The sequence below is a fragment of the Mangrovihabitans endophyticus genome (assembly GCF_014646155.1).
Taxonomy (GTDB): Bacteria; Actinomycetota; Actinomycetes; order Mycobacteriales; family Micromonosporaceae; genus Actinoplanes; species Actinoplanes endophyticus.
In genome coordinates this window covers 13882-26712 of sequence record NZ_BMMX01000003.1, presented here as the reverse complement: position 1 = coordinate 26712, position 12831 = coordinate 13882, and the positions used below count along the sequence as shown (strand labels likewise).

The following is a 12831-nucleotide window of genomic DNA, read 5'->3' as shown; positions in this document are numbered from 1 at the left end:
TCCTCAACCGGGCCGCCCGCCGACCGATCACATCCGTACGCTGCCCTACCCGAGGCGGCCGACCGGACGAGGGATGACCGTGATGGCCCGATCGCGCCGAGTGCCGCGCCGCCCGCGCGCGTGGGTGCTGTGGTGTCTGGCCGTCGCGGCGGTCACCGGCTCGTTCGCGGTCGTCCTGAGCCTCGGCCTGGGCGGGCCCCGGGTGACGCAGACCGTGTCCAACGTCGGCCTGGCACTGGCTCCCCTGGCGGCGGCCGTCGCCTGCCTCGGGCGCGCCCGCACGATCCGTGGCCGCATCGGCCTGGGCTGGACCTTCCTCGGGCTGGGCGTGCTGGCCTGGGGGCTGGGCGGCGTCTGCTGGTGGTACCTGGAGTCGGTGCGCGGCGTGCAGGTGCCGTTCCCGTCGGTGGCGGACGTGGGCTACCTCGGCATGGTCCTGCTGACGCCGACCGGGCTACTGATCGTCTCCGGCACCCGGCAGCGCCCGGCGGTGCTGGTGCGCAGCCTGCTGGACGGCCTGATGATCGCGGTCTCGCTGATGCTGGTGGCGTGGATCTTCGTGTTCGGCCCGCTGATCGAGGCGGGTGCGGACACCTCGCTGGCCCTGGCCATCAGCCTGGCCTACCCGCTCGGCGACGTGGTGATCCTGACCCTTGTCGCCTACATGCTGGCCCGGCATCGCCGGCACGGTCACGCCCGCGTCCCGCTGGTGCTTGTCGCGACCGGCGCGATCGCCTTCGCGCTGTCCGACATGGGATACGCGTACCTCACGCTGACCGGCGCATACGAATCCGGCGGCGGGACGGACGTCGGCTGGTTCGCCGGCTTCGCACTGATCCTGCTGGCGGCCCGGTCGCCGCGCACGACCGGCACGGCGGAACGGCAGTCCGGCACGCGCGCACCGGAGAGCCGGCCGATCGGTGTGTTGTTGCCGTACGTGGCGGTGGTCGGCGCCCTCGGCACCAGCATGGTGTGGCTGGCCCGCAACGAGCAGTCGAGCACGTTCGTCACCGCCAGCCGGTCGGTGCTGATCCTGCTGATCGTCGGCCGCCAACTGCTCACCCTGCTGGAGAACCGCGATCTCACCCGAGGGCTGGAGGCCCGCGTCGCCGACCGCACGGCCGAACTGTCCGCCAGCGAGCGCCGGTTTCACGCCCTGGTGCAGCAGAGCACCGACGTGGTGACGGTGGTCGGGCGGGACGGCTACGTGCTCTATCAGAGCGAGTCGATCAAGCGGGTGTTCGGATATCACGCGCCGGACGTGGTCGGGCAGCACATGAACGGCTTCCTGGATGCCGACAGCGCACACCGGCTCTCCGGGGCGATGGTCGAGCTCGCCGCCACGCCGCATGCGAGCACGGTGGTGGAGGCGCTGGTGCGGCACGGCGACGGCTCGTGGCGGCAGGCAGAGGTGACGATCACCAACCAGTTGTCCGACCCGAACGTCGGCGGTCTGGTGCTCAACACGCGAGACGTCAGCGAGCGCAAGACCCTGCAGGAACGGCTGGTGCACGAGGCGTACCACGACGGGCTGACGCAGCTCGCGAACCGGGCCCGCTTCGTCGAGCGTACGGCCGAGGCGCTGCACGGTCTCGGGCCGGACGACGACGTCACGGTGTTGTTCCTGGACCTGGACGGCTTCAAGGAGGTCAACGACAGCCTCGGTCACCTGGCCGGCGACCAGTTGCTGGTGCAGGTCGCGGACCGGCTGCGCGCGGCGGTCCGGGCCGGCGACCTGGTGGCCCGGTTCGGCGGGGACGAGTTCGCGGTGCTGGTCCCGGCGCCGTTGCGCAGCGTCGATCCGCAGGCCGTGGCGCGGCGCATCGTCACGGCGCTGGAACGGCCGTTCCCGCTGGGCGGCCGGGACGTGCACGTACCGGCCAGCATCGGCATCGCCGCCGCGATGTGGTTGTCCGACGCGGACTCCGGCGCCGACGCCGAGGGCGCCGAGCAGTTGATGCGCAACGCCGACCTGGCCATGTACCGGGCCAAGGCGGCGGGCGGCGGCCGTTACACGGACTTCCACCCGCAGATGCTGGCCGGCCTGGTGAACCGCCTGGAGTTGGAGGCGGACCTGCGGCTGGCGCTGGAACGCGGCGAGTTCGAGATGCACTACCAGCCCACGGTGTCGCTGCCCGACTCGGCGGTGACCGGGTTCGAGGCGCTGATCCGGTGGCGGCATCCCACCCGCGGCGTGGTGCCGCCGCAGGACTTCATCCCGATCGCCGAGGCGAGCGGCCTGATCGTGCCGCTGGGCCGGTGGGCGCTGACCGAGGCGTGCCGGCAGGCGATGGCCTGGCGCGCACAGGGCGCCGAGCAGCCGTTCACCATGGCGGTGAACGTCTCGGTGCGCCAGTTCGACCGCGGCGACCTGCCCGGCATGGTGGGCGAGGTGCTCGCCGAGACGGGCATGCCGGCCAGCCGGCTGTGCCTGGAGATGACCGAGAGCGTGCTGATGAGCGACAGCGCGGAGAATCTGGCCGCGCTGGTCCGGCTGAAGGCGCTCGGCCTGCGGCTGGCGATCGACGACTTCGGCACCGGCTATTCGTCGCTGGCCTACCTGCGGCGGTTCCCGGTGGACATCATCAAGATCGACCGTGCGTTCGTGGAGCGGCTCGGCACGCCCGGCGACGACTCCGCGCTGGCGCACACCATCGTCCAGCTCGGACAGAGCCTGGGCCTGTCCACCGTCGCCGAAGGCGTCGAGGAATACGGGCAACTGGCCGCCCTGCGGGTCATGGGATGCAACCAGGCGCAGGGCTTCTATTTCTCCCGGCCGCTGCCCGCGGCGCAGGCCGGGCGGCTGTTGCTGGAGTCCGCCGCGGCCAGCCCAGCGGTAACCGGATGACCGGCGCTCAGCGCGAGCGCTTCGGCGGCAACGGCACGAACCCGCTGGTCCGGGCCACGTAGTCGGCGTAGCCGGGCCGCTGCCCCATGTGCTTCTCCATCAACGGCTTCCCGGTGCCCCGGGCGAGCAGATAGGTCATCAGCACCGGGGAGAGCAGCGTGAGCCACCCGGCCGGGTCGAGCGCGGCCAGCGCGAACAGCCCCCACCAGACGCAGGCGTCGCCGAAGTAGTTCGGGTGCCGGGTGTACCGCCACAGCCCGGTGCGCAGCACACCGCCGCCGCCCCGTGCGCGGAACCGGGCCAACTGGGCATCCCCGACCGTCTCGAACACCATGCCCACCAGCCAGACGGCGACCCCGGCCAGAGCCCACGGCGACAGGTCGGACGCATACTGGGCGGCCTGCACCGGCAGCGAGACGAACCACAGCACCGCCGCCTGGGTCAGGTACACCTTGCGCAGCGCGTACCGGTCCCGGTTGCCGGGCGCGCCGGCCAGCAGGTCGACGTATCGGCGGTCCTCCGGGTGCCCGCGCTGACGCAGCAGGATGTGCACGGACAGCCGCAGCCCCCACACCACGGTCAGCGCGGTGGCCAGCACGCGCATGCCGGGGTCGCCGTGCCCGGCGGTCAGCACCGCGCCGACGGCGGCGACCACGGCGAAGCCGGCGCCCCAGGCCACGTCGACACCGTCGTGCCGGCCGCGGGCGCGGCCCACCGCGAAGGCGGCGAGCATCACCGCGAGCGCGGCCACGGCGGTGCCGATCAGCAGGACCGTCATCGGACTCCCTCCTCAGACCCGGACCCGTCAGACCCGCACCGGGGGCATGCCGCTGACACCGTCACCGGTGCGGCGCACGGCGAGGATCTGGTCCACGCCCATCCGGCCCTCGGCGAAGGTGAGGGCGCCGCCGGCGAGGTAGAGCCGCCAGACCCGGGCGACCGGTTCGCCGACCAGCTCCACCACCGACGACCAGCGCTCCTCCAGGGTGCGGGCCCAGACGTCGACGGTACGCACGTAGTGCTCGCGCATCGCGTGCACGTCGCGGATCTCCAGACCGGCGGCGGCGAGCAGGGACACGGTCTCGCCGACCGGCCGCATGTGCATGTCCGGCGCGACGTAGGACTCGATGAACGCCCCGCCGCCGGGCTGATCGGTGCCGCGCGACATCTGCTGGATCAGCAACCGGCCGCACGGCGCGAGCAGGTCGTGCAGCCGCGCGGCGAAGGTCGGGTACTGATCCGCGCCGACGTGTTCGCCCATCTCCACCGAGGCGACCGCGTCGTACGGGCCGTCGGCGATGTCGCGGTAGTCCTGCAGCCGGATGTCGACGGCGCCGGACAACCCTTCGCGCTCGGCGCGGGCGACCGCGAAGGCGCGCTGCCGCGCGGACAGCGTCACGCCGGTGACGGTCACCCCGTAATGCCGGGCGGCGTGCAGCGACAGCGAGCCCCAGCCGCAGCCGACGTCGAGCAGCCGCATCCCCGGGGCCAGGCCTAGCTTGCGGCAGATCAGATCGAGCTTGTCGCGTTGCGCCTCGGCCAGCCCGTACTCCGGCCCGGTACCGGTCCAGTAGCCGCACGAGTAGGCCATCGCCGGGTCCAGGATGAGCTGGTAGAACTCATTGGACAGGTCGTAGTGGTAGCTGATCGCGGCCCGGTCCCGTTCCCTGGTGTGCACCTGCCCGTCCAGCCTGGCCTGGGCCGAGGGCGCTGCCGGGCGGGGGCCCAGCACGCCCAGCCCGGTGGCGGTGCGCACCGCCCGCATCCGGTCCGGCCACGACACCCGGGCACCGGTCAGGCCACGCTCGCGCGCCTGCCGCCACACTCGGCGCAGCCCGTCGGCGAGGTCACCCTCCACGTCGATCTCCCCGGCGATGTAGGCCTGGGCGAGGCCCAGCTCGCCGGGGTGCCACAGCAGCCGCCGCAACGCCGCACGGTCGCGGATCACCAGGGTGGGACCGTCGGACGGGCCGGCTTCGCTGCCGTCCCAGGCCCGCAGGCGCACCGGTAGCGAACCGCCGGCCACCCCGGCGGCGAGGCCGGCCAGTCGGTCGGCGACGGTCGGGCGTCGGGTCAGGAGAGTCATCGGGTACGTCCCATCGTGAGCTGGCACACGTCGAGGTAGCCGGCGGCAAAGCCGGCCTCGCAGTACGCCAGGTAGAAATTCCAGGTGCGCAGGAAGGTGGCATCGAAGCCGAGCGCGGTGACCTGGTCGCGGCGTTCCTGGAAGGCGGCACGCCACCGGTGCAGGGTCCGCGCGTAGTCCGCGCCGAAATCGTGCCGGCCGGTCACCGTCAGACCGGCCCGCGCGGCGACCGCCTGCACGGCGGGCACCGACGGGATCAGCCCGCCGGGGAACACGTACTTGTGAATCCACGTGTAGCTGTCGCGGGTGGCAAGCATGCGGTCGTGCGCCATGGTGATCATCTGCAACGCGACGCGGCCGTCCGGTGCCAGGTGGCGGTGCAGCACGTCGGCGTAGACGGGCCAGTACGCCTCGCCGACCGCCTCGATCATCTCCACGCTGACGATGGCGTCGAATCCGAGCGTCACCGGTTCGATCTCCCGGTAGTCGCACAGCCGCACCTCGATCCGGTCGGCCACCCCGGCCTGCTCGGCGCGGCGCCGGGCGAGGTCGCGCTGCTCGGTCGACAGGGTCACGCTGACCACGTCGGCGCCGCGGCGGGCGGCGCGGATCGCGAGCTCTCCCCAGCCGGTGCCGATCTCCAGGACCCGGCTGCCGGCACGCACCCGGGCGCCGTCCAGCAGCCGGTCGATCTTGCGATGCTGCGCGACGGTCAGGTCTTCGGCGGGATCGTCGAACAGTGCGCTGGAGTACGTCATCGAGTCGTCCAGGAACAGCGCGAACAGGTCGTTGGACAGGTCGTAGTGGCGCTGGATGTTGCGCCGCGATCCGTGCGGGGTGTTCCGTTCGGAGCGCGGCGCGCGCAGGCCGTGAAAGCGGCGCAGCCATTGCAGGCGGGGCGGGATCAGGGTGGCCATCCGGCCCGCGAACACGGTCAGCAGGGCCACCAGGTCGTCGCAGTCCCAGTCGCCGGCCTGGTAGGCCTCGCCGAAGCCGATCAGTCCGGCGTCGCCCAGCCGGGCGGCGAACGCCTCCGGCCGGTGCAGCCGCATCACCGGCCCGCGTTCCCCGGTCACCGTGCCGTCCGGGTACGCCACGCGCAGCGGCAACGATGCGGCGGCGCGCCGGAACAGCGCCGCGGCGATCCGGCCACGCATGCCGTAGACGGGGGTGGCCGCGACGCCGGGCCAGCGCTGCGGGTCGATTCCGGCGGCGGGCACGAGCACGTCAGTCACGAGTGGACCTCCCGAGGATGGACGGGCAGCCCGCGGGCGTACAGGCGAATGCCCTGGATCTTGATGCGAGCGGACACCGCGAGCGTCACCAGCGGGTGACGCACCGCGGCGGCCAGCAGGCTGTGGGTGGTGGCCGGCCGTCCCGCGCCGCGCAGCGTGGCCACGAACGGACGGTGACCGTTCTGGTCCAGCGCGACGGTGAGCGCCAGCGGCCGTCCGGGTCCGGGTTCGGGCAGGCTGAGCCGGTACGACCCGTCGACCGCGAAGAAGGGCGAGACATAGAACGTCTTGTCGGTGCGCTCCTGGCCCGGCCGCAGCAGGTAACAGTGCCGGCCGCCGTACGTGTTGTGCACCTCGGCGACGACCGCGGCCAGGCGGCCGTCGGCGTGGTGGCACCAGAAGACGCTCAGCGGGTTGAACACGTGGCCGAGCACGCGGGCGTTGGTGAGCATGCGGATCGGGCCGCCATCCAGATCGATGCCGTGCCCGGCCAGGTACGCCTCCACGTTCGCCCGGATCGACCGGCGCGGGTCGCCGAGATGATCGCGGGCCTGGAAGGAGGCCAGCCACCGGCGCCGCGGCAGATGGTCCAGGTCGACGAGCCACTGATAGGTGCGATAGGCGAAGGCGTGCCGCAGCGGCGCGGTGCGCACATGCCGCACCTCGCAGTCGAAGATCTGCGGGGTCACCATGCCACCCCCAGCGAGCGGGCGGCGGCCACGCCGGAGCGGCAGCCGTCCTCGTGGAACCCCCAGCCGTGGTACGCGCCGGCGAACGCGGTGCGCCCGTCGTTGAGTCCCGGCAGGTCGTCCTGGGCGGCCACCGATTCCGGGGTGTAGACGGGGTGGTCGTAGCGCATCCGGGCGATCACCCGATCGGCCGGGACACGGTCGCCGGCGTTCAAGGTGACCAGGTACCGGCCGCGAGCCTGCAGCCGCTGCAACCGGTTCATGTCGTAGCTGACCAAAGGCGGCCCGGAGCTGGGCGCGCACCCGGGGAGCCGGTAGTTCCAGCTCGCATGCGCCCCGGCGCGCGTCGGCAGGACCGCGTCATCGGTGTGCAGCACGGTGTCGTTGCGCGAATAGCCGAACGCCCCGAGCACCCGGCGCTCCCGCTCGGTGGGGTCGGTGAGCAGGCGCAGCGCCTGGTCGGCGTGGGTGGCGACGACGACCGCGTCGAAGTCGCGGACGCCGTCGGCGTCGTCACGCACCGACACACCGCGCGACGTCCGGGTGAGCGAGCGCACCGGCGTGGCCGGGCGGACCGTGGCGAGCTGCTTGGCGAGCAGCTCGACGTAGGTGCGCGAGCCGCCGGTCACGGTGCGCCACGTGGGCGAGCCGGTGACGCTGAGCATCCCGTGGTGGGCGAGGAACCGGAACAGGTATCGCGCCGGGTAGTCGGCGACCACCTCCGGCCCGCACGACCAGACCGCGCTGACCAGCGGGATGACGAAGTGCCGGACGAAGTGCCGGGTGTAGCCGCCGGCGGCGAGGAAGGCGCCGAGCGTCACCTGCGCCCCGCCGCGGTAGCCGGTGCCGTCGCCGTCCAGCAGCCGGCGGGCCCGGCGGTGGAACAGCGGCACCTGCGCGAGGGTGGCGAGGTAGCGCGGCGTGGGCGGCCCGGCGAACAGACCGCGCGGCCCCTTGGCGCCGGCGTACTCCAGACCGCAGCCGTCGCAGCGCACCGACATGCTCATCTCGGTCGCCTGGGTGGGCACGCCCAGTTCGGCGAAGAGCCGGCGCAGCAACGGATAGGTCCGGTCGTTGTGCACGATGAACCCGGAGTCGACCGCGACCGAGGCGGGCCCGTCGGCCACATCGTGGGTGTGCGCGTGCCCACCGAGGCGGTCGTCGGCCTCGTACAGGGTCACCGCGCAGGTGTCGCGCAGCACATAGGCGGCGGTCAGCCCGGACACGCCGGCGCCGATGACGGCCACGGATCTCATGTGCATCCCCCAGGCGGACGAAGTAAGTGTTGATCTCAGGAGACGATTCGGCGCCCGCCATGGCGCGGATGGGAGGGTGATGCGCGACAGTCCGATGCGGCGACGGCGCCGAATTTCCGGTATGTCAGCGCCGAACCAGTCCCCTCCGCGCCCGCGGCTGTCCGTGCGGGGCGCCCGCACGGATGCGCGTACGGTCGTCCTGCTCCTGCACGGCGGTCGGGCCCACGGCTCGCAGCCGGCCCCGCGCGGCGCGGCCTACCTGCGGATGGTCCCGTTCGCCTGGGCGCTGACCCGGTCGACCCGTGGCCGCGCGACGGCCGTTTGGCTACTGCGCAACCGGGTGCGCGGGTGGAACGAACCGCGCCGCGACCCGGTGGTGGATGCCCGATGGGCTCTTGCCGAGGCGCGGCGCCGGCACCCGGGTGCCCGCATCGTTCTGGTCGGGCACTCGATGGGCGGCCGGGTGGCGTTGCGTCTGGCGGGCGAACCGGACGTGGTGGGGGTCTGCGCGCTGGCGCCGTGGGTGGAGGTCGGTGAGCCGCGCCCGGAAACGGCCGCTGCCGTGGTGATCGCGCATGGTGACGGCGACCGGGTGACCGATCCTCGCGCGTCGGAGGCGTACGCGGCGCGCACCGGCGCGTCATACGTCGGCGTGCGCGGTGAGACCCACGCGTTGCTGCGGCGTCCGTTGTTCTGGACGCGCCTGGTAACCCGTTTCGTGGACTCGGTGCTCGCGCATCAGGTGTCTCCTCGCGACTGATCGTCGCAATCCACAAAACGCTTATTTCGTACGGTAGTTACATTACCGATATTCAGGGCGCAGTTCCGGAACTTGAAATTTCCCGCGCGCCCCCGTCCAGGCATCCGTGCCCCCACCTGCGGCGATTCCTCGCCGACCCGGAGACACATGCCGGTAACTCTTTTCAGAAAGCGCTTCCCGAGCCTCTACCTGGGATTGACAGCCGTTAACAGGCGGTTCACAGTGGCCATCACAAAGAGCGCTTTCCCGCGTCGATCCCCCGTACGTAACCGCTCTGTCACATCCCCGCAGCCCCTTGACCCCGCAAGGAGGAGTCCCCCGCATGAGTTCCGCAGTCCTCGCCAGAGGCCGCCGACGGCTCGCGCTCGCCGCGGGCATCGCCGGCCTGCTCGGCACCTATCTGGTGGCCACGGTCGCCCGGGCCGACGCCGCCGAGGTGATCGTGTCCCAGGGCAAGCCGGTGACCGCCTCCTCGGTGGAGTGGGAGGGCACCCCGGCCGCCGCCGCCGTGGACGGCGACACCGGGACCCGCTGGTCCAGCGCCTTCGCGGCCAACCAGTGGATCCAGGTCGACCTCGGCTCCACTCAGTCGATCAGCCGGGTGGCGCTGAACTGGGAGGCCGCTTACGCCCGCGCGTTCAGCATCCAGTTCTCCACCAACGGCAGCAGCTACTCCACCGCCTACAGCACCACCACCGGCCCCGGCGGCCAGCAGAACATCGCGGTCTCCGGCAACGCCCGGTACGTCAAGCTGGTGCTGACCCAGCGCGCGCTGGAGATCTACGGCTACTCGCTGTGGGAGTTCCAGGTGTTCGCCGGTGGCGGTTCGACGCCCACCACACCGCCCACCACACCCCCGACCACCGGCCCGGGTGGCAGCCGCCTGCTGTCGTACAACAAGCCGGCCCGCGCGTCGAGCGAGCAGAACGACCCGCAGTGCAACCCGTGCACCGCGAACAAGGCCTTCGACAACGACCCGGCCAGCCGCTGGGCGACCAACCCGGACACCGGATGGGTCGACCCCGGATGGATCTACGTCGACCTCGGCGCCACCGCGCAGATCAGCCAGGTGGTGCTGCAGTGGGATCCGGCCTACGGCAAGGCCTACCAGATCCAGGTCTCGCCGGACGCCGCCAACTGGTCGACCATCTGGTCCACCAGCAACGGCGACGGCCTCAAGGATGTCATCAACGCCTCCGGCACCGGCCGGTACGTGCGGATGTACGGCACCGCGCGCAGCGGCCCGTACGGGTACTCGCTATGGGAGTTCAGCGTCTACGGCACCGGCGGCAACCCGCAGGCCCCGCCGGCGCAGCCCGCCGACCCCACGTTCCCAGCCACCCGGCTGGTCTTCTCCGACGAGTTCAACGGCGCCGCGGGCAGCAAGCCGGACGCGGCCAAGTGGACCATCGATCCGGGCACCGGCCAGAACGGTGAGCAGCAGTACTACACGAACAACAACAACGCGGCGATGGACGGCAGCGGGCACCTGGTGATGACCGCCCGCAAGGAGAGCGCCGGCGGCCGGGACTACACGTCGCACCGGATGAACACCAGCAACAAGTTCCACGTGCAGTACGGCCGCATCGAGGCCCGCATCAAGGTGCCGAAGGGCCAGGGCTTCTGGCCGGCGTTCTGGATGATGGGCGCGGACTTCCTGCAGGGTCGCCCGTGGCCCTACAACGGGGAGATCGACATCATGGAGGTGCTGGGCAAGGACACCTTCACCAGCTACTCCACGCTGCACGCCCCGATGTACAACGGCGGCGGCGGGTACGGCCAGTCCTACAAGCTGCCGAACGGCGCGGACCTGTCCAACGACTTCCACACCTGGGCCGTCGAGTGGGACAGCAAGGGCATGAAGTTCTTCCTGGACAACCAGCAGGTGTTCGCCGCGAGCAAGGACACCGTGGAGAACACCCGCGGCGCCTGGATCTACGACCACCCGTTCTATCTGATCCTCAACCTCGCAGTCGGCGGTGACTGGCCCGGCCCGGTCGACGCCAGCACCCCGTTCCCCTCCCAGATGCTCGTCGACTATGTGCGCGTCTATCAGTGAGGCGGTTCGGTAGCACCGGCGCGCGACCGACATGAGTTCGCCGGCCGCCGGGGCCTGTCGTGGCCCCGGCGGCCACCGGTCGTCGTCGCTGCGCCGCGGGTCTGGAAGCGCTCTCCCCGGTGCTATAACAGACGCCATGAGCAGCCGGGGCGGGGGACAGAACCCGACGATGGATCAGGTCGCGGAGGCGGCCGGCGTGTCACGGGCCACCGTCTCCCGGGTGATCAACGGCGTGCCGAGCGTCGACTCCAAGATCCGCGAGATCGTGCAGCGCGCCATCGCGGAGACCGGCTATGTGCCCAACGTGGCGGCCCGCAGCCTGGTCACCCGGCGCTCCAACTCGGTCGCCCTGGTGATCAGCGAACCCGACCGGCCGCACGACTCCTCGTTTCTCAACCGGGTGTTCACCGATCCGTACTTCGGCCGGATCACCGCCGGGGCGACCGGTGCGCTGCGCCCGCACGACATCCACCTGGTGATCATCCCGACCGATTCCACCGACCATCATCGGGTGATCCGATACCTGCGTCAGGGCCACGTCGACGGCGTGCTGCTGATCAGCAGCCACGAACGGGACCCGCTCCCCCGCCTGGTGCACGACCTGGGCATCCCGGCGGTCGTGTCGGCCCGGCCGGCGTCCCCGCTGGCGGCCAGCTTCGTCGACGTGGACCAGCGGTTCGGCGCTCAGCTCGCCGCGGAGCACCTGCTCGCCCGCGGCTGCCGGCGGCTGGCCACCATCAGCGGGCCGCTGGACATCCCGGCCGGGCAGGACCGGCTGGACGCCTTCCGCTCCTACCTGGCCGACCGCGGCCACCCCGACGTGCCGGCGGTGGAGGGCGACTTCACCCGAGCGGGCGGCGAGGAATGCGCCCGCCGGTTGCTCGCCGCCCACCCGGACGTGGACGGCCTGTTCGTGGCGAGCGACCTGATGAGCGAGGGCGCCCTGCGCGCGGTGCAGGATCTGGGCCGCGGTGTGCCCCGGGACGTCGCGGTGGTCGGCTTCGACGACAGCAGCGCGGCGCTGGACTGCCGGCCCCTGCTGACCACGGTCCGCCAGCCGGTGGAGGAGATGGCAGCGGAGATGGCCGAGATGCTGATGGCGCACATCACCTCGCCGGGCCGCCTGCCGCGGTCGGTGACGTTCCAGCCGACCCTGGTCGTCCGGGAAAGCGCATAGCCCCCATCGTGTGGCGCGCGCCGCAGGTGAGCGGCGCCGCAACGGGGTAAGAGACAGGGCCATGGACATCCTCGTCGCCGGCGGCCATGGTCAGGTCGCACTTCGCCTGCTGAGAATCCTGGCCGAGCACGGTCACACCGCCCGGGGGCTGATCCGCAACCCGGCGCAGGCCGCCGGCCTCACCGCCGCCGGTGCGGTGCCGGTCCTCGCGGATCTGGAGCACGAACCGTCACTGGACGCGCACGTCAAAGGCGCCGACGCGGTGGTCTTCGCGGCCGGTGCCGGGCCGGGCAGCGGGCCGCGGCGCAAGCAGACGGTCGATCTGGGTGGCGCGGTCAAGCTCGCCGACGCGGCCCGCGCCACCGGCGTACGCCGGTACGTGATGGTTTCCTCGATCGGCGCGCACCGGCCGGACGACGGCCCCGAGGCGATGCGCCCGTATCTGCACGCCAAGGCCGAAGCCGACGATTACGTCCGGGCCAGCGGCCTGGACTGGACGATCGTGCGGCCGGGATCGCTCACCGACGAACCGGGCACCGGCCTGATCACCGCCTCCGCGACGCTGGGCGAGCGAGGGCCGGTGCCACGCGACGACGTGGCGGCGACGCTCGCCGCGGTGATCGCCACCGAGTCCACCGTGGGCGTCACCTTCGAGCTGTTCGCCGGGCAGAGCCCGATCACCGAGGCGCTGGCCGGGCTGCGCACGCGGTAGCCGTACGGT

The 12831-nt window shown here is 72.0% G+C and carries 10 protein-coding genes; 5 read left to right on the top strand and 5 right to left on the bottom strand.

All coding sequences use genetic code 11. The annotated features are described in order from the left end of the window. The first annotated feature begins 82 nt into the window (after positions 1-82). Complete coding sequence (locus IEY73_RS06385) at positions 83-2848, top strand: putative bifunctional diguanylate cyclase/phosphodiesterase (protein ID WP_189078145.1); 2766 nt, start codon at positions 83-85, stop codon at positions 2846-2848. Positions 2849-2855: 7 nt separating this feature from the next. On the opposite strand, the gene IEY73_RS06380 is transcribed toward IEY73_RS06385, so the two are convergent. From IEY73_RS06380 to IEY73_RS06360, 5 genes are read right to left on the bottom strand one after another with little or no spacing between them, the layout of a single operon-like run. Further along, positions 2856-3626: a DUF1295 domain-containing protein gene (locus IEY73_RS06380; protein ID WP_189078144.1), complete on the bottom strand. Its 771-nt coding sequence runs from the start codon at positions 3624-3626 to the stop codon at positions 2856-2858. 27 nt (positions 3627-3653) lie between these two features. Further along, a complete protein-coding gene (locus IEY73_RS06375) occupies positions 3654-4934 on the bottom strand; it encodes a class I SAM-dependent methyltransferase (protein ID WP_189078143.1) in 1281 nt (426 codons plus the stop codon). After that, a complete protein-coding gene (locus IEY73_RS06370) occupies positions 4931-6169 on the bottom strand; it encodes an SAM-dependent methyltransferase (RefSeq protein WP_229715619.1) in 1239 nt (412 codons plus the stop codon). Before IEY73_RS06370 ends, IEY73_RS06375 begins: the two co-directional genes overlap by 4 nt. Further along, a complete protein-coding gene (locus IEY73_RS06365; RefSeq protein WP_229715618.1) occupies positions 6166-6858 on the bottom strand; it encodes a DUF1365 domain-containing protein in 693 nt (230 codons plus the stop codon). Before IEY73_RS06365 ends, IEY73_RS06370 begins: the two co-directional genes overlap by 4 nt. Beyond that, the gene (locus IEY73_RS06360; RefSeq protein WP_306661471.1) at positions 6855-8114 is read right to left on the bottom strand and encodes an NAD(P)/FAD-dependent oxidoreductase; all 1260 of its coding nucleotides are present in this window, start codon (positions 8112-8114) and stop codon (positions 6855-6857) included. The genes IEY73_RS06365 and IEY73_RS06360 overlap by 4 nt, the downstream gene beginning before the upstream one ends. 121 nt (positions 8115-8235) lie before the next feature. On the opposite strand from IEY73_RS06360, the gene IEY73_RS06355 reads away from it, so the two are divergent. The 4 genes from IEY73_RS06355 (at position 8236) to IEY73_RS06340 (ending at position 12822) form a co-directional block, all read left to right on the top strand. Beyond that, the gene (locus tag IEY73_RS06355; protein WP_189078140.1) at positions 8236-8874 is read left to right on the top strand and encodes an alpha/beta hydrolase; all 639 of its coding nucleotides are present in this window, start codon (positions 8236-8238) and stop codon (positions 8872-8874) included. Positions 8875-9196: 322 nt separating this feature from the next. Continuing rightward, positions 9197-10933 carry a galactose-binding domain-containing protein gene (locus tag IEY73_RS06350; protein WP_189078139.1) on the top strand — a complete coding sequence of 579 codons (1737 nt, stop codon included), beginning with the start codon at positions 9197-9199 and terminating at the stop codon, positions 10931-10933. 136 nt (positions 10934-11069) lie between these two features. Then, on the top strand, positions 11070-12110 hold the full coding sequence (locus IEY73_RS06345; protein ID WP_229715617.1) for a LacI family DNA-binding transcriptional regulator: 1041 nt from the start codon (positions 11070-11072) through the stop codon (positions 12108-12110). Positions 12111-12171: 61 nt separating this feature from the next. Next, entirely contained in the window at positions 12172-12822 is a 651-nt protein-coding gene (locus IEY73_RS06340; RefSeq protein ID WP_189078138.1) for an SDR family oxidoreductase, read from the top strand. Positions 12823-12831 lie beyond the last annotated feature (9 nt).

Excerpts from the sequence above, each read along its gene's own strand:
- IEY73_RS06385 (WP_189078145.1), top strand. The coding sequence starts at position 83 with ATGGCCCGATCGCGCCGAGTGCCGCGCCGCCCGCGCGCGTGGGTGCTG.
- IEY73_RS06360 (WP_306661471.1), bottom strand. The coding sequence starts at position 8,114 with ATGAGATCCGTGGCCGTCATCGGCGCCGGCGTGTCCGGGCTGACCGCC.
- IEY73_RS06380 (WP_189078144.1), bottom strand. The coding sequence starts at position 3,626 with ATGACGGTCCTGCTGATCGGCACCGCCGTGGCCGCGCTCGCGGTGATG.
- IEY73_RS06375 (WP_189078143.1), bottom strand. The coding sequence starts at position 4,934 with ATGACTCTCCTGACCCGACGCCCGACCGTCGCCGACCGACTGGCCGGC.
- IEY73_RS06340 (WP_189078138.1), top strand. The coding sequence starts at position 12,172 with ATGGACATCCTCGTCGCCGGCGGCCATGGTCAGGTCGCACTTCGCCTG.
- IEY73_RS06345 (WP_229715617.1), top strand. The coding sequence starts at position 11,070 with ATGAGCAGCCGGGGCGGGGGACAGAACCCGACGATGGATCAGGTCGCG.
- IEY73_RS06355 (WP_189078140.1), top strand. The coding sequence starts at position 8,236 with ATGTCAGCGCCGAACCAGTCCCCTCCGCGCCCGCGGCTGTCCGTGCGG.
- IEY73_RS06350 (WP_189078139.1), top strand. The coding sequence starts at position 9,197 with ATGAGTTCCGCAGTCCTCGCCAGAGGCCGCCGACGGCTCGCGCTCGCC.